We start from the raw sequence: 26,845 nt of genomic DNA, 5'->3' as shown, positions 1-26,845 counted from the left end.
TCCTTCCTTTCAACTCCTGTCCCTGTGAATTGCCGCAGAGCTTAGGCGATTTCAAATAATGTTTTTAACGCATCTTCTTTTAATTCGGCACCGATGACACAGATTCTTCCTGTAAAATCTGCCTTGCCGTCACGGATTTCGTATTCTCCCGGTACTAAATCAAAATACATCCATGTGCCGTCCGTGCAAGGAAGCATACCTTTTGAACGCAGAATCTTACCGTATTCTTCTGTATTGGCAAGCTTCTTTAAGATGTCTTCAAGTGTTTCTTTGTCGTATTTATTCGGTGTTTCTGTACCCCAGCTTGAGAATACGTCATCTGCATGATGATGTCCTTCATGGTGATGGTCATGTCCGCAGCCACATTCGCCATCATGGTCGTGATGATGATGTTCATGTTCCTCGTGGTCATGGTCATGTCCGCAGCCACATTCCTCGTCATTTCCGTGATGGTGATGTTCGTGTTCGTCCTCATCGTGGTCATGATGGTGGTCGTGTTCGTCCTCATCGTGATGATGACCACAGCAGCACTCCTCGCCGTCATGATGGTGATGATGCTCGTGTTCATGTTCTTCATGCGCTTTTTCAGCTGCTTCTGCAAGCATTTCCAGTTCGAGGTTCGTTACGTTTTCCATGGCACCTAAAATCTGTGTACCCTCTAAGTCATCCCAAGGTGTCGTAATAATATGTGCATTGGCATTGACTGTACGAATCAGTTCAATAGCCTTCTTTAACTTGTCTTCGCTGACATTCTGTGTACGGCTTAAAATGATTGTGCCTGCATGTTCAATCTGGTTGTTGAAGAATTCACCGAAGTTCTTCATGTATACTTTTACTTTAGAAGCATCTGCTACAGTTGATGCACTGTTTAAGCGGATTTCATTTTCGATATGAAGGTCCTTTACTGCCTTAATGACATCGGAGAGCTTGCCGACACCTGACGGCTCGATGATGATTCTGTCCGGATGGTACTTGTCAACAACTTCCTTTAAAGATGTACCGAAGTCGCCTACCAGTGAACAGCAGATACAGCCGGAATTCATTTCCCTGATTTCCACGCCGGAATCCTTTAAAAATCCACCGTCAATACCGATTTCGCCAAATTCGTTTTCTATCAGAACGACCTGCTCGTCCTTTAATGCTTCTTTTAATAATTTACTGATTAAAGTGGTTTTTCCTGCACCTAAAAATCCTGAAATAATATCTACCTTTGTCATGATTATCTTCCTTTCTGCCTTTACGGCAAGTTCTAATCTTTTCCTTATCTTTTATTATACCAATGCTGTCAACTCCCCCTGTTCTTATATTCCCTAGGCTCTGTCTAAATCCGGCACCTCTTTATGTGCGGTTTTCAAAGGAAAAACGCAGTGCATCTTTCAGGCTGCCGACAGAACTGGCTAAATATAAAATTCTCATTAAATATAATCCGAAATATACGGAATCTTGTGAAACAATACATCATCTAAATGTTCTGCAGCTTCCTCCGTGCCTTCTATCCGCTCCATTTCATACAGACGTTCTGCGGTCTTGTATCCTAAAAGCAGGGTTGTGAGTGTCGCAATGCTCATTTTTAAGGTATAATCTGCGGGTTCTTTTGTAATTTTACAGTGTCCGTCCTCAAACAGCACCGTCACCGTCTTATTATTCCATGAAAGCAGTTCATCATGCAGTTCAAATGCAATCCGCACCGGTTTTTCGTCTGGGTCACACGGATAATTTTCAAAGAACTGCTCCACATCGACAATTCTGCCCATGCAGTACGGACGAATCATTTCGCGGATATCGCCGTCATCCATTTCAAAGGCTATCGGCTCGCTAAAATAGGTGTTTCCGCGGACTTCATCAATCATGGATTCATGCGCACGGATATACTCCCACAAGCCTTGCTGTGCCTCACGGTTTAAATAAATCATTTCTTTTATGTGCATAATGTCGGACTTGATCAGATAAACCATGTAACCGCACGGCTTGTCCGCTTCATTGTAATAGACTGCCACGTTGGTGTCGTCCTCGTCCCAGCGCCAGTATTCTTCCCATGCCAGCGCATTGCGGAACAGACAGCCGTGTGTGATGGAAGCAAAGGTCGAATGAAGATTCATAAAATCCGCATTTTCCCAGTCCACGCGGCGCACATACCCCGGCGCAGTCGCTTTCGCCGGTATCTGGCGGTCTTTGACCGTATAGGAGATTTTATTGGATACGATTTCCCAGCCAAGCTTGTGATACAGCGGAATGGAATACGGATACAACAGTGCAAACGACTGGCCCTTATGCCGCATATTGGTCAGGCTCTTTACCATGAGTTTTTTCATAATGCCGTGTCCCGAATACTCCGGATAGGTGCAGACACTTGTTACAAATCCGATCTGAAAAACCGTGTCGTAAATATTCATTTTGAGCGGATAAACCGCAAACTGCGAAATCAGTGTCTTTCCGTCAAAACAGCCCAGCACGTCCGCACGGTCTAACACCGGGAACTTGGACTGTTTAATCTCATCGTCCCGCCAGCCGGTTTCTGCCAGTTCCTGCTCCGTCACCTGAAAAGCATACCTAAGCAGTGCATTATACTGATTGACATCATCTGTTTCTGTTTTTAACGTTCGTATTTCATATTTTGTTTTCCTTGCCATTTTATCCATACCCTTTTCTTCATTTTCATAGTAAAAGCCCATGATGCAAAACACCACAGGCTGTTATCATACCCTATATTACATTTTAAATCTGTATCCGACACCCCAGATGGTTTCAATATACTGCGGCTTTGACGTATCATACTCAATCTTTTCACGAATCTTTTTGATATGCACGGTAACGGTTGCAATATCACCGATAGAATCCATATCCCAGATTTCTTTAAACAGTTCGTCCTTTGTAAATACGTGGTTTGGGTGCTCTGCAAGGAATGTCAGCAGATCAAATTCCTTCGTCGTAAAAACTTTTTCCTCGCCGTTGACAAAAACACGTCTTGCCGTCTTGTCAATCTTAATGCCGCGGATTTCAATCACATCATTTTCCTGCTTTGCACTGCTGACCAAGCGCTCATATCTTGCCAGATGTGCTTTTACTCTTGCCACCAGTTCGCTTGGACTGAACGGCTTTGTCATATAATCATCTGCGCCGACACCCAGTCCGCGGATTTTATCAATGTCTTCTTTCTTTGCCGATACCATGATAATCGGTGTGTTTTTGACTTCACGGACCTGACGGCAGATTTCATAACCGTCCGTTCCCGGCAGCATGACATCTAAAATCATAATATCAAAATCTTCATTTAAAGCGGTTGCCAGTCCCTGTGTACCGTCTGACTTAATGACAACTTCAAAATCACTTAATTCCAGATAATCTTTTTCAATTTCTGCAATGGCTTCTTCATCTTCTACTATTAATACTCTGCTCATACCCCAATTTCCTTTCTGTTTTACATTTCTGTGTTACATTTTATCTGAGTCCCTTTGCACTCTTTTTTCCACTTTTATCTTCTATACAATAATGGGAATTATCTTTATATTTTAACAGATTGATATGCATGGCTGTTCCTTCGCCCTCCACACTTTCTGCCCAGATTTTTCCCTTGTGGTCTTCAATAATTTTTTTAACAATGGCAAGTCCGATACCACTTCCGCCCTGCCTGCTGTTTCTTGATGAATCCGTTCTGTAAAAACGTTCAAAAATACGCGGCAGTTCTCTTGCCCCAATGCCTTTTCCGTTGTCTGCCAGCAGAATGTGTACATAATCACCCTCGTCATAAACGGCAATTGTAATTTTTTCTTTCCGGCTTTCGTCGCGGTATTTTACGGAGTTGCTGACAATATTGTTGATGACACGCTTTAACTGTTCCGCATCTGCAACGATAAACACATCATCCCCCGCATAACAACGGTAATCCAGATCAATGCCCTGCGCTTCTAAGTCAATCTTAATCTCCTCACAGCAGTCATCAAAATATCCCTTAATCGGAATCTTTGCAAAGGAATACGGCACACGGTTGGTATCTAACTTGGAATAAATCGTTAGCTCATCAATCAGCTTGTCCATATCATTGACCTTATTGGCAATTGTACGCAAATACTTTTCCTGCTTCTGCGGTGTATCCGCAATACCGTCCTGAATCCCTTCCACATAACCTTTAATCGCCGTCAGCGGTGTCTTTAAATCATGTGAAATATTGCGGATCAGCTCTTTTTCTTCCATATCGGAACGAATCTTGTCTTCGGACGACTGCTTTAAAATGACACGCATTTCCTCAAAATCACGGCACACATCACCGATTTCATTTTTCGGGACATTCGGCATTTCAAAATCAAAATTACCCGCCTGTATATTATGTGTCGCCAGCTTCAGCTTATTAAGCGGTGTCACAACGGAACGATATATCCACAGATTCAGTATCAGGCTTGTAATCACTAGTATCAGAAAAACTGCCGCAAACAGTTCGATTGCAAACATTTTCAGCTGCGGTACAATCTGATTTAATGATGTCAGAATGGATACACTGTATTCATTGCCCTGACTGTCGGAAAAATTAATCTGCTTTACCAGTGTCTGGTAGTCGCCGCCCTTATAAAGTGCCACATCACAAATGTTCTCATCTTCATCATATGCCGGAAGCAGCTCATCAATATTTTTTCCTTTAAGCACCTCTGACTGATATGTATAGACCCCGTTTTTACGGACAACCAGCTCTGAGAGCTTCTCTGACAGTCTGTAATCAATATGCTCCAGATAGCTTTCATCGTTAAACTTTTCCGGATTTTCCTCTGCAATTTCACGGATATCGTCATAAATATTTTCCGTAATCTTTCCCATCAGCTCCATCGGCGAGTAAAAATCAATCAGAAATGTCTGACTGTCTATCTCATAGGTCTGGTACATATTCTGTGCATGGATTTTATACATGCCGCAGATAACCAGTCCGCACAGAACCATCGGAAGAATACTCATAATGCAAAAAGTTAATATTAATTTATTTTTCAGTTTCATTGTCATCTTCATTTCTGCGCACGCCCTACGTCTATTTTAGCTATATTCTGCAGCCTATATGATTCCGGTCCGCATAATGAATTTGTGTTCTGTGCGCACGGACACAAAATGCGTGTGTGAAATAGATAAATACCAAATTTATCATATCACAAATTGTCTTATTTTTATCAAAACAAACAATAAATTTTATTAAATATTAGTAATAAAAGTAAAAAGGCTGGTACACACCCACGTTTCCGCATCAGTGTATACCAGTTTTCATCAGCCGATTTTTAATTTAAATTTCTGTACATCTCTTTCTGAATCGACACGTTCAATTAAAGCACCAAGACTTCTTAACTTTCCTTCAAAATCTTCGTACCCTCTCTGAATATATTCAATGTCCTCAATTTCGGAAATGCCTTCCGCTGCAAGTGCTGCAAGTACAAGTGCCGCACCCGCACGTAAATCCGGTGCTGCAAGCTGTGCGCCTGTAAATCCGGATACACCTTCGATATAAGCGGTGTTACCCTCTACCTTAATCTTGCTGCCCATGCGGTTTAATTCGTCTACATATTTAAAACGGTTTTCAAAAATGCTTTCCGTTACCATGCTTGAACCGTTGGCAAGTGCAAGAACAACTGCCATCTGTGGCTGCATATCCGTTGGAAATCCCGGATACGGGAGTGTCTTTACATTGGTAGATTTTAATTCTTCACTGCCAATAACACGTACGCTGTCATCACCTTCAATGACCTGACATCCGATTTCAAGCAGCTTTGCAGATAAAGATTCCAGATGTTTTGGAATGACATCTCTTACCGTAATATCACCTTTGGTTGCTGCTGCCGCAAACATAAATGTTCCCGCTTCAATCTGATCCGGAATAATCGAATACGTCGTACCGTGCAGACGGGAAACGCCTTTAATACGGATAACGTCTGTTCCGGCCCCTTTGATATTCGCGCCCATTGCATTTAAGAAGTTCGCTACATCTACGATATGCGGCTCTTTTGCTGCATTTTCAAGAATCGTATCGCCTTCTGCCATGCAGGAAGCTAACATCAGGTTAATTGTTGCGCCGACTGTCACGACATCAAAATAAATGTGGCTGCCCACAAGCTTTTCTGCCTTTGTATGAATCTTTCCGTAGGAAATATCCACTTCCGCACCCAGAGCCTTAAAGCCCTTGATGTGCTGGTCAATCGGACGGCTTCCGATATTACATCCGCCCGGAAGAGCCACCTGGGATTCCTTATACTTTCCAAGCAGTGCGCCCAGTAAATAATATGACGCCCTGATTTTCTTAATATATTCGTAATCTACATTAATATCACTGATAGAACCACCGTTAATCTGAACGGAATTATTGTATACATAAGTAACCTTTGCACCAATCCCCTCAATTGCCTGTAAAAGTACACGAATATCCCGTACATTCGGCACGTTTTCTATCGTTACCGTTTCATCTGTCATAATCGCAGCAGCGAGAATGCCGAGTGCTGCATTCTTTGCTCCACCTATGGAAACTTCTCCTTGAAGGCGTACTCCACCCTTAATCACATACTGTTCCATTGTTATGCACCTCTATCTTATCTATATCAACTTCATTATTATTTTCAACATATTCTGTTAAATTATAACATAAACATCACATTTGTAAAGAGTATAGCCAAAAAAACCTTGCGAAAATAGCTTTGTTTTGCAAAGGCGCATTTACAGTATATGCTTTATCTGATACATAAGAACTATCTTTTACTGAATAAAGCGCAGTGGATTTACGGTGCTGCCGTTTATCCACAGCTCAAAATACAGACACGGTTCATCGCAGTTTCCGGTACTGCCGCTGTTGGCAATCAGCTGTCCTGCTGTCACATTCTGCCCTTTTACCACACCAATTGCATCAAGGTGTCCATATCTTGTTACGGAGCCGTCTTTATGTGTAATGTCAATACAATATCCGTAATCTGCATACCATCCGGTACGTGTCACCGTACCCTCTGCTGCCGCATAAACAGATGTCCGCTCTTTTGCAAGCCAGATGACACCGTTATTTACATTTCCGCCAAACTGTCCGGAAACCGGTAACCCATACGCACTGTCTGACTGCGTACCCACTGAAATCACCTGTGGCTGCGATTCTGTCTGGACTTTTTCATCTATAATCTTCGTATCTGTCCGTCTTCCATTAATATAGGAAACCTCTGCCGTAACCTTTCTGGTTCCTGTGCTTCCTTCTTCCTCTATCGTATTCTTACCCTTCTGTGCTTCCTCATCCTGTATATACTGCGGTGTTGCACGATACGCCTCATCATATGTTTCACGCTTTGTCATCACAACAGACAGCAGGGTTTCCGGTACAGAAAGTGTTATCATCTCACCCTCTGCAAGCACCGAATCCGTATCCAGCTGCGTATTCCATTCGTAAATCTGTTCTTTATCAATTCTGTAATCGGAAGCGACGGATTCAACGGTTTCTCCCGCCTTTACTTCATATAACACACGGTTTTCTGATGATTTTGTCACTGCTTCGTAAGCCGTGTCCACATTGACAATCCCGGTCTTTGCAAGAAGCACTTCGCTGACAGTTACATTCTGCGCAAAATCAATGGATGTAATCCCGTCATGCACGACCGTTCCGTCTTCCTGTGTCGTGGATGCCTGTCCGCTTAGTACCGCAGATACGATGTCTTTGCTGGCATCCGTCTGGGTCTTTTCAAAGCTGACAGTATAATCTCCGCTGCTGCCTGTGGCATTTAACTGCACCGTATACTCTTTTTGGGTGTCATACTGCTGTTCCACACGGGAAAGCAGCGTATACACATCATCCAGACTCGCAAGTGTAACCGTTGCATCGTCCATTCTGACCATATAGGCAATCTGTGAATTCACATCTGTTATACTGGAAAATAATGCACTATAGATACTGTCTGAGAGTTCTTCCTCACTCATGCGTTCCGCCGTAAGATGGCTCTCTTTAATTACCGTATACTCCGGCTCCATATATACAACATCAGGATAAATGCCGGAAAGCCGTCCTCTTGCATCTGCAAGCGCTTTTGCCGCATCTGCGCGGGAATTGGCAGCCCCGACTTCTGTTCCGTTTACTTCTATACGGTAATACGCTACCTGATTATTTAAAAGATTCTTTTCTACAAACGGTATTGCAAATAAGCATACCATACTGGCAACAAACATTGCTGTCAGCAGCATCAGTCTCATTCTTTTCCCATATTTGGTAAAATGTGACATGACTCTCTCCATTTCTGCCGTGTGACGGCATTTCTATCATAATCTATAACATAATCGATAAACTGTGTAGTTTACTGTTTTGTAACACTTTTGTAATATTTGTCATGTTACCATATCCGGAGCAATTTGTAAAGAGCGGGCATCTTTGATGTCCGCCCTTTTAAGCCTGTAGTGTTATTCTTCTTTTTTACGCGAATCAAAGTAGACAAACGCATCTATTTTTTCAAGAATATCCGCGAAAATTTCCCGCGGCGCAGCTTCAATGTATTTCGTCAGGATTTCATTTTCCTGCTTTTTATAACGGCCGTAGAAAATGTCGTACAGGTTGTGACCGCGCACGTAAATCCGGATATTTTCAATGTTATCCACAATGTCCTGACGGGACTGTATCTTTATCCCCGTTTTTTTTAACATGGCTTTCACACTTGTTAATTTATAGAGATATTCCTGATATTTACTCCACAAAATGTCGTAAAACGCATCGACACTTTTTACAACACCAATCTGCGCCATGACTTCCGGAAACAGAAAATAATTTTCAAACGAATAATATTTTAAAATCAGCACATTTTTCTCCGTAACCCGTGGAAGATTGCCTTTATCTTCATGTGACCGGTCGCCGTAATATTTGCAGAGCTGCTGTCCTAACTGCATCCTGTTTTTGCCGTCGCTGTCCCGGATCATCATAAAACTGTCCTTTAAATAAACAGAATTGATGTATTTTAAATTGGCATATGTCTTGATATTCGTACAGCTGTTGGTGGAAATAATCGCAATGCGCTTGAGCTGTCCGGACTCATCATAGACCTCGGAATAATATTTTTTAAGCAGCAGCGGCAGGCGGCTCTTATCCTGCTTACCCTCAACAATAAAGACAAAGCTCACATTCATCAAGTCATTTGCCGTATAGCCCAGATCATTTAAAATGGCATCCAAGTCGGTGTCTTCACGTACACACGTATTGTACCTGCTGTCGGAATACACCTGACGAATCTGTCCCGATGTAAAGTTAAACAGCATCTCCGGCTCGTGCGTGGAAAATATAACCTGATTCTTTTTGGACAGCCGGTAAAGGATTTCACTCGCAACCTTTTTTAACTGCGGGTGCAGATAAATTTCCGGTGTATCTACCATAATAATATACGGTGCTGTGTTTTTTGTATCCACATAGGTCTGAAGCAGGGATAAAATGTAAATGCTTTTTAAGCCTTCACCGAGCGCATCCAGTCCGCCCTCTTTTTTGCTGCCGCGCATACGCACAACGGTATCAATTTTAAACAGTTCGTCCGCATCAAATTTAATCTCATAATGAATTTCATGGGACTGCCCGCCGTTGCGGCTGAAATAGTAGTTTAAACGCTCTGACAACCGGTTTAAATTACACGTAAATAATTTGTACTGCAACAGGCGGCTCGTTTCCATCAGTGTCAGCTGTTCCGGCGTTTTTTTCTGGATTACGCCGATACATTCAAAGCACTGGTGGCATTTGCGTTTTTCATCAAAAATGCACCGGTCGTCCCGCAGTGCCTGCAGTCCGGTATCCTGCTGTAATAAAATCAAATCCTGACTGATATCTTCTTTGTCACGGTACTGGTCCACGAAATAGATTTTCGGAAAAATACTTTTGATATAACGGTTGTTTTTAAAATAACCGTCTTTATAGCGTACGATGCCGTTTCTGCCGTAAATGTATTCAAATTCAAGCGTGCCGCCATCCTCCGTTTCCTGATAGGACGGCAGCTTTTTACAAAAATTTTCTTTCCACAGTGAGAACTGCTTGAAATTACCGACAATGCCGTTCTGATGCAGATACTCTAAATCTTCATCTGTAATCAGAAGCTGTATGCCGATGGTAATATTGCCGTCCCGGTGGTGAAAATCCGCTTCGGATATGGCATAATCGCCGGATACCGCGCGGATTGCATCAAGCATGACAGATTTTCCGGCATTGTTTCTTCCGACTAAAATAAGTACGTCTTCAATATCGCGGATTACCAGTTCCTCTACGGATTTAAAATTTTTAATGGACAACTGTGTAATTTTCAACGAAAATGCCCCCTTTTTGTCTTACTTTTTTCCTTTTTCTTTTCGGGTATGTTTACCGCTTCTGCCTTTCGCTTTTACACCTTTTTTTGTGCTGCTTTTAGACTTGTGTTTCGGGTTGTTTCCGGCAATGCTTTGGGGTTTGTTTTTTGCTACGGAGTATCCGAATGTGCCAATCTTTTTACCCAGTGTAAAATATTCACCGTGGGAATATGTCACTAAATCTGCCGCATTTAAGTCAAATCTGCCTTTTTCATCCATGTAATCATCATCAACCCGCACCGCCACGACTTCTGCCAGAAACATATCGTGTGTGCCCAGTTCAAGCACCTGTGTCACACGGCACTCTATATTGACCGGACTTTCCGCAATGCCCGGTGCTTTTACCTTTTCTGACGGCTGCGGTGTCAGGTGCATTTCCTGAAACTTATCAACATCCCTGCCGGAACGCACACCACAGTAATCGGTTGCACGGCATAACTGCTTTGTCGTCAGATTTACAACAAATTCTTTTGTTTCCTTTATAATGTCATAGGAATATCGGTTTTTCCTTACGGAAATTGAAAGCATTGCCGGATCTGAACAGATTGTTCCTGCCCATGCCACGGTAATAATATTCGGTTTTCCGCCCTCGCGCTGGCAGCTCACCATCACTGCCGGTACGGGATATAACATATTTCCCGGTTTCCACGTCTGTTTTGCCATTTTTAAATGTCCTTTCTGATTTTTGTATTCGGTTTCTGTGTTATATTTGCATTCTTTTATGGATACACTATCTTATGATGTCATCATCAAACCTTTGTATATGCCGTATTCCGGCGGATTGGAGTTTTATGAATACTGTCACCCAGAAACTTACGCGCTTAAAAATATTTACCGCAGTTTCTTTTATCCTTACTGCGGCGCTTGGCACTGCCTGTCACTTTGCCTTTGATTTTTTCGGTGAGAGCCGTCTGATTGCCCCTTTTGTTCCTGTCAATGAGTCTACATGGGAACATTTAAAGCTATTGTTTTTTCCGTTTCTTTTACTGCTTGTAATCGGCTGTTTTGCCGGTATTGCAGGCGGCAATGCACCTATTTCCAACCGCAGTCTGAAAAAAATGTTTTTATCCTGCTACTGGGACGGCGCGGCATTTGGCGAACTCTGCGGCATGGCGGCCGTTGTCGTCTTATTTTACGGCATCAACGGCATTTTAGGCTTTAATCTGGACTGGGTAAACATCGCTATTTATTTTATTGCTGTTTTATACGCCCACTATACCTTTTACCGGTATGCGTGTCTTCCATATTATAATACATTTTCCTACCACAAACCGCATCGTCCGGTTCCGCTGATTCTGCCTGTTTTTGTACTGGTATTTGTGACATTTTTATTCATGCTTTTTACCTTTTATCCACCGCACATCGGTCTTTTTTCCGACCCGCAAAATGGCAGCTACGGTCTGTCCGCCAGTCTTTTTACCAGATACTCATATCCTTCCAGAATGACGGCACTGTGGTCAGAAGCCAGCAGGGTCGTGTGTTCCATCGTATAGGTTTTATTTTCAAGTACCGCACCCGGACTCCACTCTACACGGACCTGGGATTCCGTGCGGACTGCCAGTTCCTTATTTTCAAGGCATAACCGATGCGTCGCGCAGACTGTACCGTCTGCGTTGTTTTTTCTTGAAATTTCGGTATCTTTTATTGTAAACCAGCCTGCATTTTTAGCATCATCGCCAGCTTTTTCATGCAGAAGTCCCTCCGGCACCAGCGCAATATAGGCAGTTGTGATAATCCGCGTACGCGGGTCCCTGTCATATGCACCATATGTTTTTAACTGTTCAAAGCTTAAATGCTCAATTCCTGTTTCTTCCTGTAATTCTCTTGCTGCCGCCGTTTCGAGATTTTCCCTGTACTCCACAAATCCGCCCGGCAGCGCCCACCATCCGATGCTTGGGTGGTTTCCCCGCTGAATCAGCAGTACTTTGGTCACTTTCTTTTCGGATTCATTGTAGGCAAATACCGCCATATCTACGGTATTGCACGGATTCTGGTATTTATGCGGGTCATATTTTTCCAAAAATGTGACTAAATCTTCTCCGGCTGCGTTTTTTTCTCCCGTTCCCATAAATGCTTTTACAGCTTTTTCTTTATCTAAATACATATTTCTCTCCATTTCTGCCGCCTTGTGCAAGCACGGCACTTCTTTCCGCTTTTAACCGGCACGGCTCATTGCTTACGCACATTTTACCACAAATGGGGGTTGTATTAAATCCCTGTGGTTACAATTGTTTTTATTTTCTGTCTTTTTTGAGTTTTTATTAAATTTTTATTTTTTTTAGTTCTATTTTATGCTACTTGTACATCTTATTTATTTATGCTACAATGCAATTATAAGAATTCGTGGAACATCATAGAAAAGATTACATATTTTCCGCCTTTCCAAGGGGGTTTTATGCCTTTTAAAGTTGTGTCGTCCCACGATGATATTACCGCAAATGCGGAGGAATGGAGGATTTTATGATTGGAAATGTAATCGTTGGTCAGTCTGGTGGTCCAACATCAGTAATTAACTCAAGTCTGGTAGGTGTATACAAAACTGCACGTGACAGAGGGGCAAAAAAAGTATACGGTATGCTTCACGGCATCAAGGGGCTGCTGGACGGACAGTATGTTGACCTTTCTGAAAAGATTAAGACTGATATTGACATCGATTTGTTAAAGAGAACCCCATCTTCTTATCTGGGTTCCTGTCGTTACAAACTGCCGGAGGTAAATGAAGATAAAGCTGTATATGAAAAAATCTTTAAGACACTTGAAGATTTGGAAGTAAAATACTTCTTCTACATCGGTGGTAACGATTCCATGGATACTATTAAGAAGCTTTCCGATTATGCAAATCTTGTAAACAGTGACATTAAATTTATGGGTGTTCCAAAAACTATCGATAATGACCTCGCTGTTACTGACCACACACCGGGTTACGGTAGTGCTGCCAAGTATATTGCGGCAACGATGAAAGAAATTATCCGTGATGGTCTTGTTTATGATTATCCGACAATCACAATTGTTGAAATCATGGGACGTAATGCCGGATGGCTGACTGCTGCTGCTGCTCTCGCAAAGGGCGAAGACTGTGAAGGCGTAGATATGATTTACCTTCCTGAAAAGGTATTTGATATTGACAAGTTCATGGCAAGAGTAAAATCTTTAAGCGAACAGGGTCGTTCTATGGTTATTGCGATTTCAGAAGGTATTAAGGTTGCTGACGGCAGATATGTATTTGAACTTTCTGACCACGTAGAATTTGTCGATGCATTCGGACACAAGCAGTTAGCAGGTTCTGCAAAGTTCCTTGCAAACAAGATTGGTTCTGAACTCGGCATCAAGACAAGAGCAATTGAACTTTCTACCATGCAGCGTTGTGCCGCACACATGACTTCCCGTACGGATATCACAGAGGCCTTCAACGTAGGTGGTGCAGCTGTAAAGGCAGCTTTTGAGGGTGCTACAGGACAGGTTGTTGTCTTAAAGAGAATTTCTGATGACCCATATATGTGCATTACAGAAACACATGATGTTCATGATATTGCCAATGTGGAAAAGAAGATTCCGTTAGAATGGATTACAGATGACGACTATGTTACAGATGATCTGATTCACTATATCAGACCACTCATTCAGGCTGAACTTTCACCAATTATGGTTGACGGTCTTCCAAGACATTTAAATGTCAATTTCTAAAACTGAATAACATTTTAGGTGAAATCCCCGGAAACCCGTGTCTCGGCTGACCGGGGATTTTTATTTTTAAATTTTTCCAATATAATAATTTTTTGTTCTTCCCCTTGTCATTCTCCCGATTATCCATTACAATCACTGTATCCTAAAAATATAAACATACACGGACAGCCGCTTCTTTTAACGGACTGCCGGCTGTTTTTTGAAGAATGGAGATTTAAAAATGAAATTTGTAATACAGCGTGTCAATCACGCAAGTGTCACCGTTGACGGTCAAACGGTCGGTTCTATCGGTAAAGGACTGCTGATTTTATTCGGCGCCGGAAAAGGAGATACTGAAGAAATGCTGCCAAAGTTTGTGGATAAAATCACAAAGCTGCGGATTTTCTCTGATGAAAATGACAAAATCAATCTTTCCCTTTTGGACGTAGGTGGCGAACTGCTTGTCGTAAGCCAGTTTACACTTTACGCAGACTGCCGCAAGGGAAACCGTCCAAGCTTTTTTGATGCCCTTGAACCGGACCGTGCCGATGCTTTATACGAGAAATTTGTTGCATTGTGCCGCGAAAAAGTCACCAAAGTAGAAACCGGAAGCTTCGGTGCACATATGCGTGTTGACCTTGAAAATGACGGTCCGTTTACCGTTGTCTTAGACAGCCGTGATTTTTTCAAAGAATCCTCAAATGAAAGGCGGGAAAATTAAGATGTTCCGATTATGGTGTAAATTATTTGATGACAGCAATCATCTGCTCAAGGATATGGTGGTGGAAAATGATGATGCGGCCACAAACCGTACCCGAAAAATTTTTGACGGTATCCACAGTGCCTGCTATGCCTTTGATTTAAGCGAGCCTATCTGGCTGGATTCCAATGTTGCGGAGTTTAAACGTCATTCCAAAGTCCGTTTCTATCAGGATAATTTTATTGACAGCATTGACTTTTCTTATATGGAAATTCAGGTGATTGAAGAAGACTAATACAAAAGACTATTCTTGCAATAATTTTTTTAATAAATACAGTTCCAATACACATTTATTTTTGTAAATGTGTATTGGAACTTTTTAGACTGTAACAAAAATATCTGTGTATCAGCGTTTTGTCTGATTCATCGACCGTGCCAGCTTCTCAACTGTTTCTTCTGGCAGGCAATTTCAAGCCGTTCACGGATTGCGGCATATTCTTCCTCCAGCTGTTTTAACTTTTTCTTATTTTCTTCGAGTTCTTTAAAATCCTTTTCATACACAAAGATATGAAACGGTATCAGAAAGAACAGTTTTTTCTCAAACAGTTCGTTGACGGTGTATCGCTTTATTTTTAATTCATGCTGCCGTCCGGCATCTTGATGAAATGCTCGTTTTGAAGCAGGCAGATAGTTTCTTCTCCGGTATATTTTGTATGAAAAATTTCATTCACAACCGGAATCATTAACTCCGTACAGTCGGTTAAAAGTGTACGGAATACGTCATCGTATGGTGTATTATCCATGCATTCTTCCTTTCTTTTATTATACTGGACTTGTGGAACTGCCGGCAAGATTTTTTGCTGATTTTTTGAATATTTTATTGGATTCAGCCCGGATTTTTTCGTATAAAAATCCTCAGAAAATGCCAATAGAAATTTCAGTCTGAATATTAAATACACATTCAACTGAAAATTTTAGATTTTAAAGACATACTGATTTATAAAAATCATGCTTTAAAACTTAGTTTTAGAATATATTCTATTAATAAGATAGCATCCTTTTATTTTATTTGCAATATAAAAAAGAACGGACTGCGATGAGGAAGTCAATCCGTATTCATTTTTATATATACGGCTGTCCACTCCTGCAATCCGGGTGAACAGCCGTTTTCCATTTAACAATTAAAATTTATCCGACAACATTGCGTGCCTTGCCTTCCGTAAATGCCTTAACATTTTCATAGACCTCATCCATCAGTCTTGTACGGGCTTCTACGGTTGCCCAGGCAATGTGCGGCGTTACAATGAGTTTTGTACTGTCTTTTACGGAATTGAGCGGATTGTCTGCTTCAACCGGTTCTTTTGTCAGCACATCCAGTCCTGCTGCCGCAATCTGATTTTCATTCAAAGCGGCTACCAGATCCGCATCATTTACAATCGGACCACGTCCGACATTAATTAAAATGGCGCTGTTTTTCATCTTCTCAAATGCCGCCTTATTCATCAGATTTTCCGTATTCTGATTCAGCGGTGCATGAATGGATAAAATGTCTGACTGCGCTAAAATTTCATCAAATTCAACACGCTCATACGGTACATCATAAGTATGTCCGCTTGCTGAATAATAAATCACCTTGCAGCCAAAGCTTTCTGCAATTTTTGCCACACCCCTGCCGATAGCACCGAGTCCGATAATGCCCCATGTCTTGCCTGCAAGTTCATGGAATTTTGCATCAAAATGCGTAAAACACGGACTGTTAATATATGCACCGGATTTTACATAGTTATCATAATAGCTCAACTTTTCAAGCAGATAGAAACACAGCGCAAAGGTATGCTGAATGACAGACTGTGTGGAATATCCCGCAACATTGGCAACCGTTATGCCATGTGCCTTTGCATAGGCAAGGTCAATGTTGTTATAGCCTGTGGCGGTTTCTGCAATCATTTTTACCGCCGGTGCACCGGATAATACCGCTTCGTCAATCACAACTTTATTGGTAATAATGACTTCCGGATTGTGTTCTGTAATCCGCTGTTTTGCTTCTTCCCTGCTGCTTTGCGGATATGTAATCACTTCGCCGAGTTCCTTTAACTTATCCAGTGAAATGTCATCTCCCAAAGTAATTGAATCCAGTATCAGTATCTTCATTGTCAAAACTCCTTTCGTCTGTTTGTACAGTTCTTTTATTAATCAAATTATAACATTTGACGTTGTTTTTTCAAGAAAAATGTCCTTTTGCCGCACAGATTTTATCATATCTTCTGTTCATTTTCATAAACTCACTGGCGGCTTTCCCTTTTAATTTTGCAGCCATCACTTTTCCCGCTTCACTGCGCACGGCGCCACTGTTTTCCAGATAATCCACCAGTTCCACGACCGTATCCTTTAAATAGCCGTCCACATCTGCCATACAGTCCATAAAATGCAGGGACACACAGCACATCGCCGCGACCGCCGCACAGATATAGACTTCATCTGTATTTCCCTTAAAAAGAACCGCCGAAAATATTCCCAGTAAAGCAATCCCATATTTGACCATTCCCGCAATCCGCTGCCATGCTTTCATGCGCAGTCCACAAATTTTCTCATTTTCGATAATCTTTTCCACAAAAACTTCGGTGTTATTCACCGCAATCTCCAGCTTACAGCAGTCATCATACTTGTCGACTGCCTTGCGGATCACCGGCACTTTTCTTGTTCCGCTGCGGATATCCTGTATCATCTCATAGCAATTTTTAAATAAAAACAGCCAGATAGCCATCCCCGCCATAAACACCACTGCCATCAACACTACTATTATTTTCATACTTCCCCCATTTCTGAACAACTTGTTGCAAACAAGCTTTCATTTAAGGCTTGTTTACACTCCTTTCCCATAAGCCATACTGCCTTTCAATTACGTAACATAATAATATCGCAGAAATGCTAAATTGAAAAGCATTTCTGCGATAAATCGTTCGTCAAATATCGGGGATATTCGTCTTATTTTAAGCTTTTGCGACTAGGCAATGCGGGAAACAAGTTCCTTTAATAAAAGAACAGAGTTGTGGATTGCCTGTTTTTCAAATGTCGGATAATCCATGGTCGCGCTGTCATCTGCCTTATCGGAAATTGCACGTAAGATGACAAACGGCACACCGTTTAAATATGCAGCCTGTGCAATCGCTGCGCCCTCCATTTCCGTGCAGTAACCGTCAAAATTGGCACTGATTCTTTCCTTTACCGCCTTGTCTGAAATAAACTGATCGCCGCTGACAACTCTGCCCACATGCACGCCAATCTGCGGCACAACCTTTGCACAGCTTTCCTTTGCCAGCTCAATCAGTTTTGCATCGGCCTTAAATGAGAGCGTATCCATTCTCGGAATCTGACCGGGTGCATAGCCAAAGCCTGTTGCATCCATATCGTGATGCAGTACATCATCCGAAATAACAATGTCTGCAATGTTAATTTCATTTTTTAAAGAACCGGCAATGCCTGTATTAATCACATAATCCACGCCGAAATCGTCCACTAAAATCTGTGTGCAGACCGCCGCATTGACCTTACCGATACCACTTCTTACAATGACAACATCTTTTCCGGCAAGCTTTCCGGCTTTAAATGTCATCTGCGCCTTTGTTTCCTCGCGTTCAATGTCCATGACTGCTACAATCTGTTCCACTTCTTCATCCATTGCTCCGATAATTCCTATCATAATATTCTCCTTTTTATTTACTTGTCAGCAGTGAATATGAAATCGTGCTGACTTTATCGTTATTCATGACAAATGTCAGGGTCATTTTATCCTTAGAATACGCATAGGTGTTGCCTGCTGCAACGTAATCCGTGCCGTATGCCTTTGTCACTGCCGCAAAGCTGTCACCGATTTTAATACCTTCTGCCGTATTTACTGTATCATCTTCGAGCGTAATTGTATAGATATACTTTTTGCCGTCTTTTTCATACGTCTGTAAGGTAAAGCCGTCATAATAGTAAAATGTATCTTTTCCTTCGAATGCACAGCTTAATGCCTCATATGTGCCGCCGGACGGTGCTCCAAGTGCATCTGTTACCGTCTGGGCATCTTCATTAATATAAATCTGCTGGTCACCTGTGGTAAAAATGTAACCGCTCTGCTGATTTTTTGCACTGCTGCCGGATGCTGTGCCGCAGCCTGCAAGTGAAATTACGGTCACTGCAATACACAGCGCCGTTATCCAAAATTTTTTCATCAATCTGCTGTTCCTTTCTCTGCTTCATATCGTTCTTCCATTTCCTGCCAGTAGGATAAAACCGCACTGTCCTGCCTGTGATCAGGCAGATCACATTCTGTCCGCAGAATCTGTCCGAAATAGCGGGAAAGCTTTTCCGCTCCCCACACATTTAAGTGCAGTCCCGCATCATAAGTATCGGTTGTCAAATCAATCCCGGATTCCTGAATGGACTCCAGAAAATTGTAATACGGCAAATCCTTCTGCGCGGCATAATCTTTGATCTGTTCTTCCCATTCATCATACCACACCGGATAAATTGTCGGTGCTTTCATCAGCACCAGACGGATATTTTTTTCCTTGCAAAGCTGCGTGATTTTATCCAGATAGTCCCACGCATTTTCACCAAACGAATAATCGGCAAGCGGCGTCTTTCTCGGCTGTGTCGTCACACCCTTTCTCTCCGTCTGCAATAAATATCCGTTATACGAAACCATATCTTTTGAAAACATATACCGGAAATCTTCTTTTGTCAATGCACTCCACCGCGAATGAAACCGAAGCAGTGGAAATACATAGCTTATAAAACTTTCTTTTTCTGTCATGGAAGCCCGTATGGATGCCGCCTTGCTGTCCGACCACTTCATGCCGTCTAAGGTCATGCGGTTATACGCTTCATTCTGCGGTTCATTGTACTTCATGGACAGCACGTTAAACACGACCGCCTTTGGTGTTTCATACCGCAGGGTTTCTTCCAATAAATAATACGACTGCCAGATCAGCTGCTGCGCGCTGCCGCGGATATAGCTTGTAATGCCGTATTCCTGCCAGAGTGTAACCGGAGAAATATTTTCATAAACCTCACAGTCCCCGATAAATATGACATCATTGTTTTTCGGTGCTTTATAATACTCGGCAATGAGTGCGCCTTCCTTTACATTTGACATATACTTTGGCATGAGCAGTGCCTGGGCAAAGTACAGGGCAAGGACAGAAAGCACCATAAGAACTGCCACAATGCCTAAAGTTTTTATTTTACTACGTACCATTTCTGTCCTTTCTTCATTATAATACACGGTTTAAAGCATGAAACCGCCGTGTCTTCCCAAACCTCTTTATGTACAAACATTTTTTAAAACTGGTTATATATGAACTGATTCGCATCGTACCCGATTCCGTACGCGCCGAAAATTAAAATGGCAAATAAAAGCGCAAAAACGACAAGATACTGCACTGCCGCTGTTCTTTCATAAAGCCGCTCCCGGATACTGCCTCTCCGCTGTTTTAAGCTGACACACAGCACCAGAACAACTGCCACTGCCACAACCGCATAATCCGCCGCTGTCAGACCGAGCTGTAACAGTCCCTTCATCGCCGCTGTCATATTCCAGTCCGTAAACATCGTCCCAAACATTTTAAAAGTCAGCCCGACATTCCGATAACAGTCCAGCATACGCAGTGAGGACATCAAAAGCACCGTGCGCACCACCTGAAAAATACGGTAGGCATATTTTTTTTGTATGCCAGGAAAATGTGCGTGAAATTTTTCATAAAGCGGACGACATTCCTGTGAAAGCAGAATGACTACGGCATTTAACAGCCCCCACACAATGAAATTCCAGCTTGCACCGTGCCAGATTCCCGTGGCAAACCATACCACCAGTGTTACAAAATACACCGGAATCCGCCTGCCTGCCGCCGCGCCGAAATGTCTCCGGCAGAATGTAGACATCGACAGCACCGGCATGGACGCAGACAGCGGATAAAACAGATAATCCTTAAACCACGTTCCCATGGTAATGTGCCATCTGCGCCAGTATTCCGCAATATTTTTTGAAAAATACGGTCGTTCAAAGTTTTCGGCAAGCTGTATGCCAAACATCTGCGCAATACCGATTGTAATATCAATGCCACCGGTAAAGTCGGCATATAATTCTGCCGCATAAAAAAGCATGCCGCAAAATACGTAGAATCCGCTGTAAATATCCGGCTGTCCCACAATGGCATTGACCGCCACCACGATACGGTCTGCGATGACCAGCTTTTTAAAATAGCCCCACAGCACACGCTCCAGCCCGAACCACACCGTCCTGAAATCAAACCGGTGCGGCGCATACAATGTCTGTGACAGTTCGCCGAAACGACTGATAGGTCCCTGTATCAGCTGCGGAAAAAAGGACGTAAACAGCGCCATTTTAAAAATATTTTTTTCTGCTTCGGCCTTACCGCGGTAAACGTCAATCACATATCCCATTGTCTGAAACGTATAAAAGGAAATGCCAAGCGGCAGTACCAGATTCACACGGGCAATGGAGTGTCTACCGGTAAACAGCGCCGCAATGCCGTTTACATTGGCAATCGCAAAATTCGTATATTTTAAAACCGCAAGAATTCCAAGATTCACAAGAAGACAACCTATAAAAATCATGCGCTTTTTACGCTTTATCTGCTGTTTGTACGCTTTGCGCTCCTGCTTTGACCAGACTTCTTTGTGTGCCTTTACCGTGTCATCCATGTGGTACTGCACCGCAGACATGATACGGGCGGCGGCATATGAGGTCACAATCGTAACTCCCATAAACAGCAGCCCATAAAGCCCGGAACATGCGTAAAAAAATACATTTGCAACAAGCAGTAAAATCCACTGAAACCGCACCGGAATCAGATAATACAGCACCAGCACACACGCTAGAAATGCCACAAATTCAAATGATGTAAAAAGCATGGTTATTCATCCTCTAAACGTGTAATCAGCGCATACAGCGCCCGTGCCGAATTAAAGTTTTCCGGTCCTAATTCATCTGCCGGAATGACAACATCAAACCGGTTATGCACCTCGGCGATAATCGTAATCATGTCAAACGAATCCAAAATCTTATCCGTAATCAATGTGGTACAGTTTTCATAATCCACATCCGGGTGCAGTTCTTTTAAAATTTCAATTAATTGTTCCATATTTCTTCTATTCTCCAGCATACATCTCTTTTAATTTCATGCGGTCGACTTTGCCGTTTAAGGTCAGCGGCAATCTATCCACCTGTCGTAAAACGCCCGGCACCATGTAGCGTGGAAGACGCTCCTTTAAAAAGGCAAGCACCTCTGCCGGCTGTACTTCTCCCGCATAAAATAATACAATTTTTTTCTTTTCCTCATCATAAATACAACAGCCGCCTGCGATTTTTTCCATGCAGTTTACACTGCCTTCAATTTCACCAAGTTCAATACGATGTCCCATATGTTTAATCTGATAATCCTTACGGGAAGCAAACATTAATTCTCCGCGGTCATTATAATAACCCAAATCTCCGGTCTTATAAATAATCTCCGGATAGTCCTTATTGAGCGGATTCTGCACAAAATTCCCGGCAGTCTTTTCCGGCTGGCGGTAATATCCCATGGTCACCGCCGTTCCACGGATACAGATTTCGCCCTTTTCTCCCTGCGTTACTTCTTTTCCATCTTCATTTAAAAGCAGAATGCCGGTATTGGGAAACGGTCTGCCAATCGGAATCACTTCGTCTTCCTTAAATTCCCTGTCCACAACATAGTAGCAGGACATTCCGGTTGCTTCCGTCGGTCCGTACAGATTGATGTACCGTGCATTGGGGACATATTTTCTCCAGAGTGCAAGCTGTCTTGCCGGAAACACTTCACTGCCGAATGCAATCGTCTTTAAAGATGACGGCACTGCTTTTTCAAATGCGCCCAGTCCCGATATCATCGTCAGTGCCGGAACAACCCAGCAGATGGTATTAATCTGATGAGCATTGATAAATTCAACAAGCTTCACCGGAAACATAAATAACTGCTTTGGTATCAGGTATGCCGTTGCCGCAAATTTTAAGGTCGGATATATTTCCTTTAAACAGGCATCGACATACAGCGGTGCCTGATTGCCAAACACGGTATCCTCCGATACCTGCAACACTGCTGAAAGATTTTCAATATAATCAATGACTGAACGGTGGCAGGCTACAACACCTTTTGGGATGCCTGTTGAACCCGATGTGAATACAATATACAGTGCATCGGTATCAATGCTTTTTTCACGGACTGCCGACAGTGCTTTCGTATCCTGCGGTGTAGCTGATATCTGCTCATATAAATATACTTGTCCCTGATAGCCCATTTTGTAAAGCCTATCTGTTGTTGCTTTATCGCAGATTACCGCCTGCGGCGAAAGTGTCTTAAAAATCAGTTCCATTCTGTAAGACGGCATTTCCTCATCAACCGGCACATAATAGCACCCCGCATAAACCACACCTAAAAATGCAGTAATCGTCTGCGGGCTTTTTTCCATAAAAACCACCACCGGCTTTTTATACAATCCATCTTTTAAAAGCACTGTTCCGACAGACCGCGCCTGCATATAAACCTGCCGGAACGTAAGGCTGTCCGTTTCACTGGCATATGCCGTCTTTTCCGGTGCTTTCAGATATGCCGCTTCCAGATATTCTAATACATTTCTCATACTACCTCATTCCTAAGCGACTTTGTCGCGAAGCTGCGATGAGAAATTCGCGCAGGCGATTTCTCATCTGCAATCAGAGAGATTTGTTTTCGCTCAGAAACAAATCTCCGTGTGAAAATATGCTCTCAAGCATATTTTTCGCATTTTCCTCATTCCGCAGGCATTTTAATGCTGGAAGAATCGCGAGCCAAATCTTATTTGGCTCTGCGATAAAACGACTTTGTGACGCCTGCGGCACAAAGTGAAACATCAAGCTACGCTTGATGTGCGAAAATCTTTAATTTATGGATTTTCGCATTTGCCTCCATTTCTGAGCGACTTGTCCGCCGCACGCTGCCACCGCCGCCTCCGCCAGCAGTTCCATACAGTCTGTATACGGTACGGCACACGGACATTTTTCTTTTAAATTTAAAATGGAAATTTCCGTACAGCCAAGTACGATTCTTTCTGCGCCGCCGGATACGAGTTCCTGTAAAATGCGGTTAAACGCCGCCATATCCGGCTCTTTTCCCGCTTTTATCCGGTAAATCAGCGCCATAAGGCTTTTTTGTGACAGCGCACCCGGCAGAACACTCTCGATTCCTGCATTTTTTAAACTTTCTTTAAATACACCGCCTGCAATCGTGCCGTCCGTTGCCAGCAGTCCCGCTTTTTTTATGTTCTGTGCCTTTAAGGACTGCACCGTCAGTTCAACCATATTGAAAAGCACGGCATGGGAAAGTTCCTGTTGTATCTGCGTATAAAACGCATGTGCTGTCACACACGGCATTGCAATATAATCACATGCACCGTCTAAAAAATGCGCCGTCTGCCGTAATGCCGTCAAAGGATTTTCCGCCTGCGGTCTGTCTAAAAGATACGCACTTCTGTCAGGAATCTGTGTATTGCTGTATACAATCACCGGTATCTGCTCCTGGTCGGTATCTGCCGCTGTCATTGCGGTTATCCGTTCCATAAAACAGGCAGTCGCCATCGGTCCCATTCCGCCTAAAATTCCCAGTGTCTTCATTTTCTTTTCCTTCCATAATAAACGGATTGCTTATTGCAGGACAAATTCCGTCTGCGGTGTTGCAGGATACCGGTCTGCGGCAAAATCATAGAAATTCGGCTTTATCTGTGTAAAGTCGCGCACCTGCTTATCCGTCAGCATAAAACACGTAAATCCGTTGGAAATCTGTGTGGCATCAAAATGATACCAGCCTGTCCCAACATTACACAAAATCCAGTAGTGGTGGCTGCCGTCCCCTGCGTTCTGCCGCTCCACACGCATGGTTTCCGCTCCGGCACGCTGTAACAGCACATTTGCAACAGCATAATACGTATAGCAGTCGCCGCCTGTCGTGCCGTTCTGCTCAATATTCTGAAGTCCTGCATACCATTCCGCATCCCAGTCATCTGCAAGGCGCACGCCCGCATACGTAATATTGTTATGCGCATAATCAAAAATGGCTTTTGCCTTTTGTCCGAGTGACATCTGCGGTGTTGTAATCTTTGCCAGTACACTGTCAACCAGCGCATATGCCTCCTGCCAGTCCTGTGCGCGTTCCACCACGGTTACGCTTGCATTGACCTTTGCCAGATTGCCCGCACTGTCTGTTGCCAGATAAGCGATAGGGTACGTTCCCGTCTGTCTTGTATTGACAGACACCTTTTCAACCGTTACATTCACCGGTCCGTCCACATCATCCACGGCACTGACCCCGTCCAGATATGAAACAGTATCCCCGATGGTCACTGTGATGTTATGTACACCGTTAATCTGCGGCGCTGTTTTATCTTTATGCACCCATTCGAGTGTCTGTGTATATTTTTTACTTCTTCCCTTTTTATTTTCCACTACAAACTCAACCGTCTGCTTTCCAATCTGATGCACCGGCATATCTACAAAAGTGACCAACACCTCTGTGTCATCATACGTTTCAATAAAATCCTCTGCCGATACATCTTCTTCCATATCGAGTACCAGCGGGTGTGTCTTTACATAAATGCCCCGGTTATATACCATATTCATCAGAAAAAATGCGGCAGTTCCTATGATAATCATTGCAATGGACCATTTTAAAACGAGTGCAGCCCCCTTTTTCAGGCGTCGTTTTTTCTTCTTTTTCCGTGCCATTTGCTACTCCGTTTTCAATCCTTCTATGAGCGGAAAATGTAGATTTGACACTCATAGCATTTTATACAAATTTTTCTTCATTGTGCGGCTTTTACCGCATATTAATAATTATACCCATACCACTCGTAATTTGCAACTTTATCCTGTTGATTCCTTACCGGACATCATGGCACAATTATCCTTTGTTTAGATAAATTTTCTTGTATCCCGCTTCATTTTATGATACCATGACAATGCAAAAAACAAAGGAGAGAAAATGATGAATTATAAAACACAGGGCGTCTGTTCACGCGCCATTCATTTTGATGTTGTTGATAATAAAGTAACCAATGTAGCTTTTGAGGGCGGCTGCTCCGGCAATACACAGGGTGTTGCTGCTTTAGTAGAAGGCATGGATATTGATGAAGCCATCCGCCGTATGGAAGGTATCCGCTGCGGATTTAAGTCTACTTCCTGCCCGGACCAGCTTGCAACGGCTTTAAAGCAGTATAAGGCTCAGAATTAATTATGGGAAATGTGGCGCGTTTTAAGCGCATTTATATAGAAATCACCAGTTCCTGTAATTTAAAATGTTCTTTTTGTCAGGAAACCCTGCGCAGTCCGCATTTTATGTCTGTCGATGAATTTGCACATACCTTACAGCAGATCCGTCCGTACACCAACTACATTTATCTGCATGTAAAGGGCGAACCGCTGCTGCATCCGCAGCTTGATGAAATTCTTGCGCTGTGCCGCAGGGCAGGTGTAACCGTAAATCTTACAACAAACGGGACACTGCTTGCGCAAAAACTTCCCTTACTGCTTGCACAGCCTCCCCACCAGATGAATGTTTCCCTGCACAGCGCAGACGACAATGACTGCATTGACATGGATACTTACATTGCGCAGTTATTTGCCTCCTGTGAAACACTGCTTGCACAGACGGATACTGAGATTTCCCTGCGGCTGTGGAATACCACCGGTGTTCCAACACTGTTCGGAGAAAAAAACTGCGTAATTAAACGACATTTGTACGTCAATGTGCAGTCACCTTTTGAATGGCCTGCACTTGATAATGCGTACTGCAACGACAGGGGCTTTTGTCAGGGACTGCGCCAGCATATGGCGGTTTTAAGTGACGGAACGGTCGTTCCGTGCTGCTTAGACGGCAATGCCGCCATGGCGCTCGGCAATATTTTTACAACACCGCTAAAGGACATTCTTGCCGGGGAACGGAGTGTGCGTTTTATAGAAGGCTTCCGTGCCAAACGTGCCGTTGAACCACTGTGCCAGCATTGCAGCTTTAAAGAACGTTTTTCCCATAAAATGTAGTATTTAACGGATTATTTATTTTTTACACGGCAAGCGTAGCTTGACGTTGGCTATATTGTTTATGAGCAAAAACAAATAGCTATGATGGCAGA

At 43.0% G+C, this 26,845-nt stretch carries 27 protein-coding genes; 6 read left to right on the top strand and 21 right to left on the bottom strand.

Annotated elements, in window-relative coordinates; all coding sequences use genetic code 11:
- Positions 1–41: 41 nt before the first annotated feature.
- The 8 genes from LI288_RS13830 to LI288_RS13795 form a co-directional block, all read right to left on the bottom strand.
- Positions 42–1,217 (bottom strand): CobW family GTP-binding protein, encoded by a 1,176-nt coding sequence (locus LI288_RS13830; RefSeq protein WP_227091014.1) that lies wholly within the window; start codon positions 1,215–1,217, stop codon positions 42–44.
- Positions 1,218–1,415: 198 nt separating this feature from the next.
- Positions 1,416–2,672 carry a GNAT family N-acetyltransferase gene (locus LI288_RS13825; RefSeq protein WP_331464668.1) on the bottom strand — a complete coding sequence of 419 codons (1,257 nt, stop codon included), beginning with the start codon at positions 2,670–2,672 and terminating at the stop codon, positions 1,416–1,418.
- Between the two features lie 36 nt (positions 2,673–2,708).
- Positions 2,709–3,398: a response regulator transcription factor gene (locus tag LI288_RS13820; protein ID WP_022432378.1), complete on the bottom strand. Its 690-nt coding sequence runs from the start codon at positions 3,396–3,398 to the stop codon at positions 2,709–2,711.
- Positions 3,399–3,438: 40 nt separating this feature from the next.
- Positions 3,439–4,986: a sensor histidine kinase gene (locus LI288_RS13815; protein WP_227091012.1), complete on the bottom strand. Its 1,548-nt coding sequence runs from the start codon at positions 4,984–4,986 to the stop codon at positions 3,439–3,441.
- A 255-nt stretch (positions 4,987–5,241) separates the two neighbouring features.
- Positions 5,242–6,534 carry a UDP-N-acetylglucosamine 1-carboxyvinyltransferase gene (locus LI288_RS13810; RefSeq protein ID WP_022432380.1) on the bottom strand — a complete coding sequence of 431 codons (1,293 nt, stop codon included), beginning with the start codon at positions 6,532–6,534 and terminating at the stop codon, positions 5,242–5,244.
- Between the two features lie 180 nt (positions 6,535–6,714).
- On the bottom strand, positions 6,715–8,211 hold the full coding sequence (locus LI288_RS13805; RefSeq protein ID WP_227091010.1) for a M23 family metallopeptidase: 1,497 nt from the start codon (positions 8,209–8,211) through the stop codon (positions 6,715–6,717).
- Between the two features lie 174 nt (positions 8,212–8,385).
- Positions 8,386–10,257: an ATP-dependent nuclease gene (locus LI288_RS13800; RefSeq protein ID WP_227091008.1), complete on the bottom strand. Its 1,872-nt coding sequence runs from the start codon at positions 10,255–10,257 to the stop codon at positions 8,386–8,388.
- Positions 10,258–10,278: 21 nt separating this feature from the next.
- A complete protein-coding gene (locus LI288_RS13795) occupies positions 10,279–10,959 on the bottom strand; it encodes a flavin reductase family protein (RefSeq protein WP_227091007.1) in 681 nt (226 codons plus the stop codon).
- Between the two features lie 128 nt (positions 10,960–11,087).
- Here LI288_RS13795 and LI288_RS13790 point away from each other — a divergent pair, with 128 nt between their 5' ends.
- On the top strand, positions 11,088–11,789 hold the full coding sequence (locus tag LI288_RS13790) for a DUF6512 family protein (RefSeq protein WP_227091004.1): 702 nt from the start codon (positions 11,088–11,090) through the stop codon (positions 11,787–11,789).
- Here LI288_RS13790 and LI288_RS13785 read toward each other — a convergent pair.
- Positions 11,690–12,400: an NUDIX domain-containing protein gene (locus LI288_RS13785; protein WP_227091002.1), complete on the bottom strand. Its 711-nt coding sequence runs from the start codon at positions 12,398–12,400 to the stop codon at positions 11,690–11,692. The two genes, LI288_RS13790 and LI288_RS13785, sit on opposite strands and share 100 nt — an antisense overlap.
- Before the next feature lie 356 nt (positions 12,401–12,756).
- On the opposite strand from LI288_RS13785, the gene LI288_RS13780 reads away from it, so the two are divergent.
- The 3 genes from LI288_RS13780 to LI288_RS13770 all read left to right on the top strand — a co-directional run bounded on the left by LI288_RS13780 (position 12,757) and on the right by LI288_RS13770 (position 14,954).
- Entirely contained in the window at positions 12,757–13,980 is a 1,224-nt protein-coding gene (locus LI288_RS13780; RefSeq protein ID WP_022432386.1) for a 6-phosphofructokinase, read from the top strand.
- Positions 13,981–14,200: 220 nt separating this feature from the next.
- Entirely contained in the window at positions 14,201–14,680 is a 480-nt protein-coding gene (dtd, locus tag LI288_RS13775) for a D-aminoacyl-tRNA deacylase (protein ID WP_227090998.1), read from the top strand.
- Between the two features lies 1 nt (position 14,681).
- The gene (locus LI288_RS13770) at positions 14,682–14,954 is read left to right on the top strand and encodes a hypothetical protein (protein WP_022432388.1); all 273 of its coding nucleotides are present in this window, start codon (positions 14,682–14,684) and stop codon (positions 14,952–14,954) included.
- A gap of 128 nt (positions 14,955–15,082) precedes the next feature.
- Here LI288_RS13770 and LI288_RS13765 read toward each other — a convergent pair whose 3' ends face one another.
- From LI288_RS13765 to LI288_RS13710, 12 genes are all read right to left on the bottom strand, one after another.
- Positions 15,083–15,220, bottom strand: coding sequence for a hypothetical protein (locus LI288_RS13765; RefSeq protein ID WP_227090996.1), 138 nt, complete (start codon positions 15,218–15,220; stop codon positions 15,083–15,085).
- 71 nt (positions 15,221–15,291) lie between these two features.
- Positions 15,292–15,462, bottom strand: coding sequence for a hypothetical protein (locus tag LI288_RS13760; RefSeq protein ID WP_227090994.1), 171 nt, complete (start codon positions 15,460–15,462; stop codon positions 15,292–15,294).
- Positions 15,463–15,847: 385 nt separating this feature from the next.
- Complete coding sequence (locus LI288_RS13755; protein ID WP_227090992.1) at positions 15,848–16,810, bottom strand: D-2-hydroxyacid dehydrogenase; 963 nt, start codon at positions 16,808–16,810, stop codon at positions 15,848–15,850.
- 70 nt (positions 16,811–16,880) lie between these two features.
- Positions 16,881–17,468, bottom strand: a complete 588-nt coding sequence (locus LI288_RS13750; RefSeq protein WP_022432391.1) for a hypothetical protein — start codon at positions 17,466–17,468, stop codon at positions 16,881–16,883.
- 195 nt (positions 17,469–17,663) lie between these two features.
- On the bottom strand, positions 17,664–18,359 hold the full coding sequence (locus LI288_RS13745) for a 5'-methylthioadenosine/adenosylhomocysteine nucleosidase (RefSeq protein WP_022432392.1): 696 nt from the start codon (positions 18,357–18,359) through the stop codon (positions 17,664–17,666).
- Positions 18,360–18,372: 13 nt separating this feature from the next.
- Positions 18,373–18,876: a hypothetical protein gene (locus LI288_RS13740; RefSeq protein WP_022432393.1), complete on the bottom strand. Its 504-nt coding sequence runs from the start codon at positions 18,874–18,876 to the stop codon at positions 18,373–18,375.
- Positions 18,876–19,904, bottom strand: coding sequence for a hypothetical protein (locus tag LI288_RS13735; RefSeq protein WP_022432394.1), 1,029 nt, complete (start codon positions 19,902–19,904; stop codon positions 18,876–18,878). Before LI288_RS13735 ends, LI288_RS13740 begins: the two co-directional genes overlap by 1 nt.
- A gap of 83 nt (positions 19,905–19,987) precedes the next feature.
- Entirely contained in the window at positions 19,988–21,580 is a 1,593-nt protein-coding gene (locus LI288_RS13730) for an MBOAT family O-acyltransferase (protein WP_227090990.1), read from the bottom strand.
- Between the two features lie 2 nt (positions 21,581–21,582).
- Positions 21,583–21,810, bottom strand: a complete 228-nt coding sequence (locus LI288_RS13725) for an acyl carrier protein (RefSeq protein WP_022432396.1) — start codon at positions 21,808–21,810, stop codon at positions 21,583–21,585.
- A 7-nt stretch (positions 21,811–21,817) separates the two neighbouring features.
- Complete coding sequence (locus LI288_RS13720; protein WP_227090988.1) at positions 21,818–23,326, bottom strand: amino acid adenylation domain-containing protein; 1,509 nt, start codon at positions 23,324–23,326, stop codon at positions 21,818–21,820.
- 277 nt (positions 23,327–23,603) lie between these two features.
- A complete protein-coding gene (locus tag LI288_RS13715) occupies positions 23,604–24,335 on the bottom strand; it encodes an aspartate/glutamate racemase family protein (protein WP_227090986.1) in 732 nt (243 codons plus the stop codon).
- A 30-nt stretch (positions 24,336–24,365) separates the two neighbouring features.
- Positions 24,366–25,442 carry an immunoglobulin-like domain-containing protein gene (locus tag LI288_RS13710; RefSeq protein ID WP_022432399.1) on the bottom strand — a complete coding sequence of 359 codons (1,077 nt, stop codon included), beginning with the start codon at positions 25,440–25,442 and terminating at the stop codon, positions 24,366–24,368.
- A gap of 259 nt (positions 25,443–25,701) precedes the next feature.
- Between LI288_RS13710 and LI288_RS13705 the strand changes: the two genes are divergently transcribed.
- Positions 25,702–25,947 carry a TIGR03905 family TSCPD domain-containing protein gene (locus LI288_RS13705; protein WP_227091059.1) on the top strand — a complete coding sequence of 82 codons (246 nt, stop codon included), beginning with the start codon at positions 25,702–25,704 and terminating at the stop codon, positions 25,945–25,947.
- 2 nt (positions 25,948–25,949) lie between these two features.
- Complete coding sequence (locus LI288_RS13700) at positions 25,950–26,753, top strand: radical SAM/SPASM domain-containing protein (RefSeq protein ID WP_227090984.1); 804 nt, start codon at positions 25,950–25,952, stop codon at positions 26,751–26,753.
- The last annotated feature ends 92 nt before the right edge of the window (positions 26,754–26,845 follow it).

The sequence above is a fragment of the Lachnospira pectinoschiza genome (assembly GCF_020564355.1).
In the GTDB taxonomy this organism is placed as follows: domain Bacteria; phylum Bacillota; class Clostridia; order Lachnospirales; family Lachnospiraceae; genus Lachnospira; species Lachnospira intestinalis.
Note: the sequence above shows the minus strand (reverse complement) of the source record. Positions and strands in the feature narration are given on the sequence as shown.

Bases quoted from the DNA above. Each gene is read 5' to 3' on its own strand.
- LI288_RS13830 (WP_227091014.1), bottom strand. From the start codon at position 1,217: ATGACAAAGGTAGATATTATTTCAGGATTTTTAGGTGCAGGAAAAACC.
- LI288_RS13825 (WP_331464668.1), bottom strand. From the start codon at position 2,672: ATGGGCTTTTACTATGAAAATGAAGAAAAGGGTATGGATAAAATGGCA.
- LI288_RS13820 (WP_022432378.1), bottom strand. From the start codon at position 3,398: ATGAGCAGAGTATTAATAGTAGAAGATGAAGAAGCCATTGCAGAAATT.
- LI288_RS13815 (WP_227091012.1), bottom strand. From the start codon at position 4,986: ATGACAATGAAACTGAAAAATAAATTAATATTAACTTTTTGCATTATG.
- LI288_RS13810 (WP_022432380.1), bottom strand. From the start codon at position 6,534: ATGGAACAGTATGTGATTAAGGGTGGAGTACGCCTTCAAGGAGAAGTT.
- LI288_RS13805 (WP_227091010.1), bottom strand. From the start codon at position 8,211: ATGTCACATTTTACCAAATATGGGAAAAGAATGAGACTGATGCTGCTG.
- LI288_RS13795 (WP_227091007.1), bottom strand. From the start codon at position 10,959: ATGGCAAAACAGACGTGGAAACCGGGAAATATGTTATATCCCGTACCG.
- LI288_RS13790 (WP_227091004.1), top strand. From the start codon at position 11,088: ATGAATACTGTCACCCAGAAACTTACGCGCTTAAAAATATTTACCGCA.
- LI288_RS13785 (WP_227091002.1), bottom strand. From the start codon at position 12,400: ATGTATTTAGATAAAGAAAAAGCTGTAAAAGCATTTATGGGAACGGGA.
- LI288_RS13780 (WP_022432386.1), top strand. From the start codon at position 12,757: ATGATTGGAAATGTAATCGTTGGTCAGTCTGGTGGTCCAACATCAGTA.
- dtd (WP_227090998.1), top strand. From the start codon at position 14,201: ATGAAATTTGTAATACAGCGTGTCAATCACGCAAGTGTCACCGTTGAC.
- LI288_RS13770 (WP_022432388.1), top strand. From the start codon at position 14,682: ATGTTCCGATTATGGTGTAAATTATTTGATGACAGCAATCATCTGCTC.
- LI288_RS13760 (WP_227090994.1), bottom strand. From the start codon at position 15,462: ATGGATAATACACCATACGATGACGTATTCCGTACACTTTTAACCGAC.
- LI288_RS13755 (WP_227090992.1), bottom strand. From the start codon at position 16,810: ATGAAGATACTGATACTGGATTCAATTACTTTGGGAGATGACATTTCA.
- LI288_RS13750 (WP_022432391.1), bottom strand. From the start codon at position 17,468: ATGAAAATAATAGTAGTGTTGATGGCAGTGGTGTTTATGGCGGGGATG.
- LI288_RS13745 (WP_022432392.1), bottom strand. From the start codon at position 18,359: ATGATAGGAATTATCGGAGCAATGGATGAAGAAGTGGAACAGATTGTA.
- LI288_RS13740 (WP_022432393.1), bottom strand. From the start codon at position 18,876: ATGAAAAAATTTTGGATAACGGCGCTGTGTATTGCAGTGACCGTAATT.
- LI288_RS13735 (WP_022432394.1), bottom strand. From the start codon at position 19,904: ATGGTACGTAGTAAAATAAAAACTTTAGGCATTGTGGCAGTTCTTATG.
- LI288_RS13730 (WP_227090990.1), bottom strand. From the start codon at position 21,580: ATGCTTTTTACATCATTTGAATTTGTGGCATTTCTAGCGTGTGTGCTG.
- LI288_RS13725 (WP_022432396.1), bottom strand. From the start codon at position 21,810: ATGGAACAATTAATTGAAATTTTAAAAGAACTGCACCCGGATGTGGAT.
- LI288_RS13720 (WP_227090988.1), bottom strand. From the start codon at position 23,326: ATGAGAAATGTATTAGAATATCTGGAAGCGGCATATCTGAAAGCACCG.
- LI288_RS13715 (WP_227090986.1), bottom strand. From the start codon at position 24,335: ATGAAGACACTGGGAATTTTAGGCGGAATGGGACCGATGGCGACTGCC.
- LI288_RS13710 (WP_022432399.1), bottom strand. From the start codon at position 25,442: ATGGCACGGAAAAAGAAGAAAAAACGACGCCTGAAAAAGGGGGCTGCA.
- LI288_RS13705 (WP_227091059.1), top strand. From the start codon at position 25,702: ATGAATTATAAAACACAGGGCGTCTGTTCACGCGCCATTCATTTTGAT.
- LI288_RS13700 (WP_227090984.1), top strand. From the start codon at position 25,950: ATGGGAAATGTGGCGCGTTTTAAGCGCATTTATATAGAAATCACCAGT.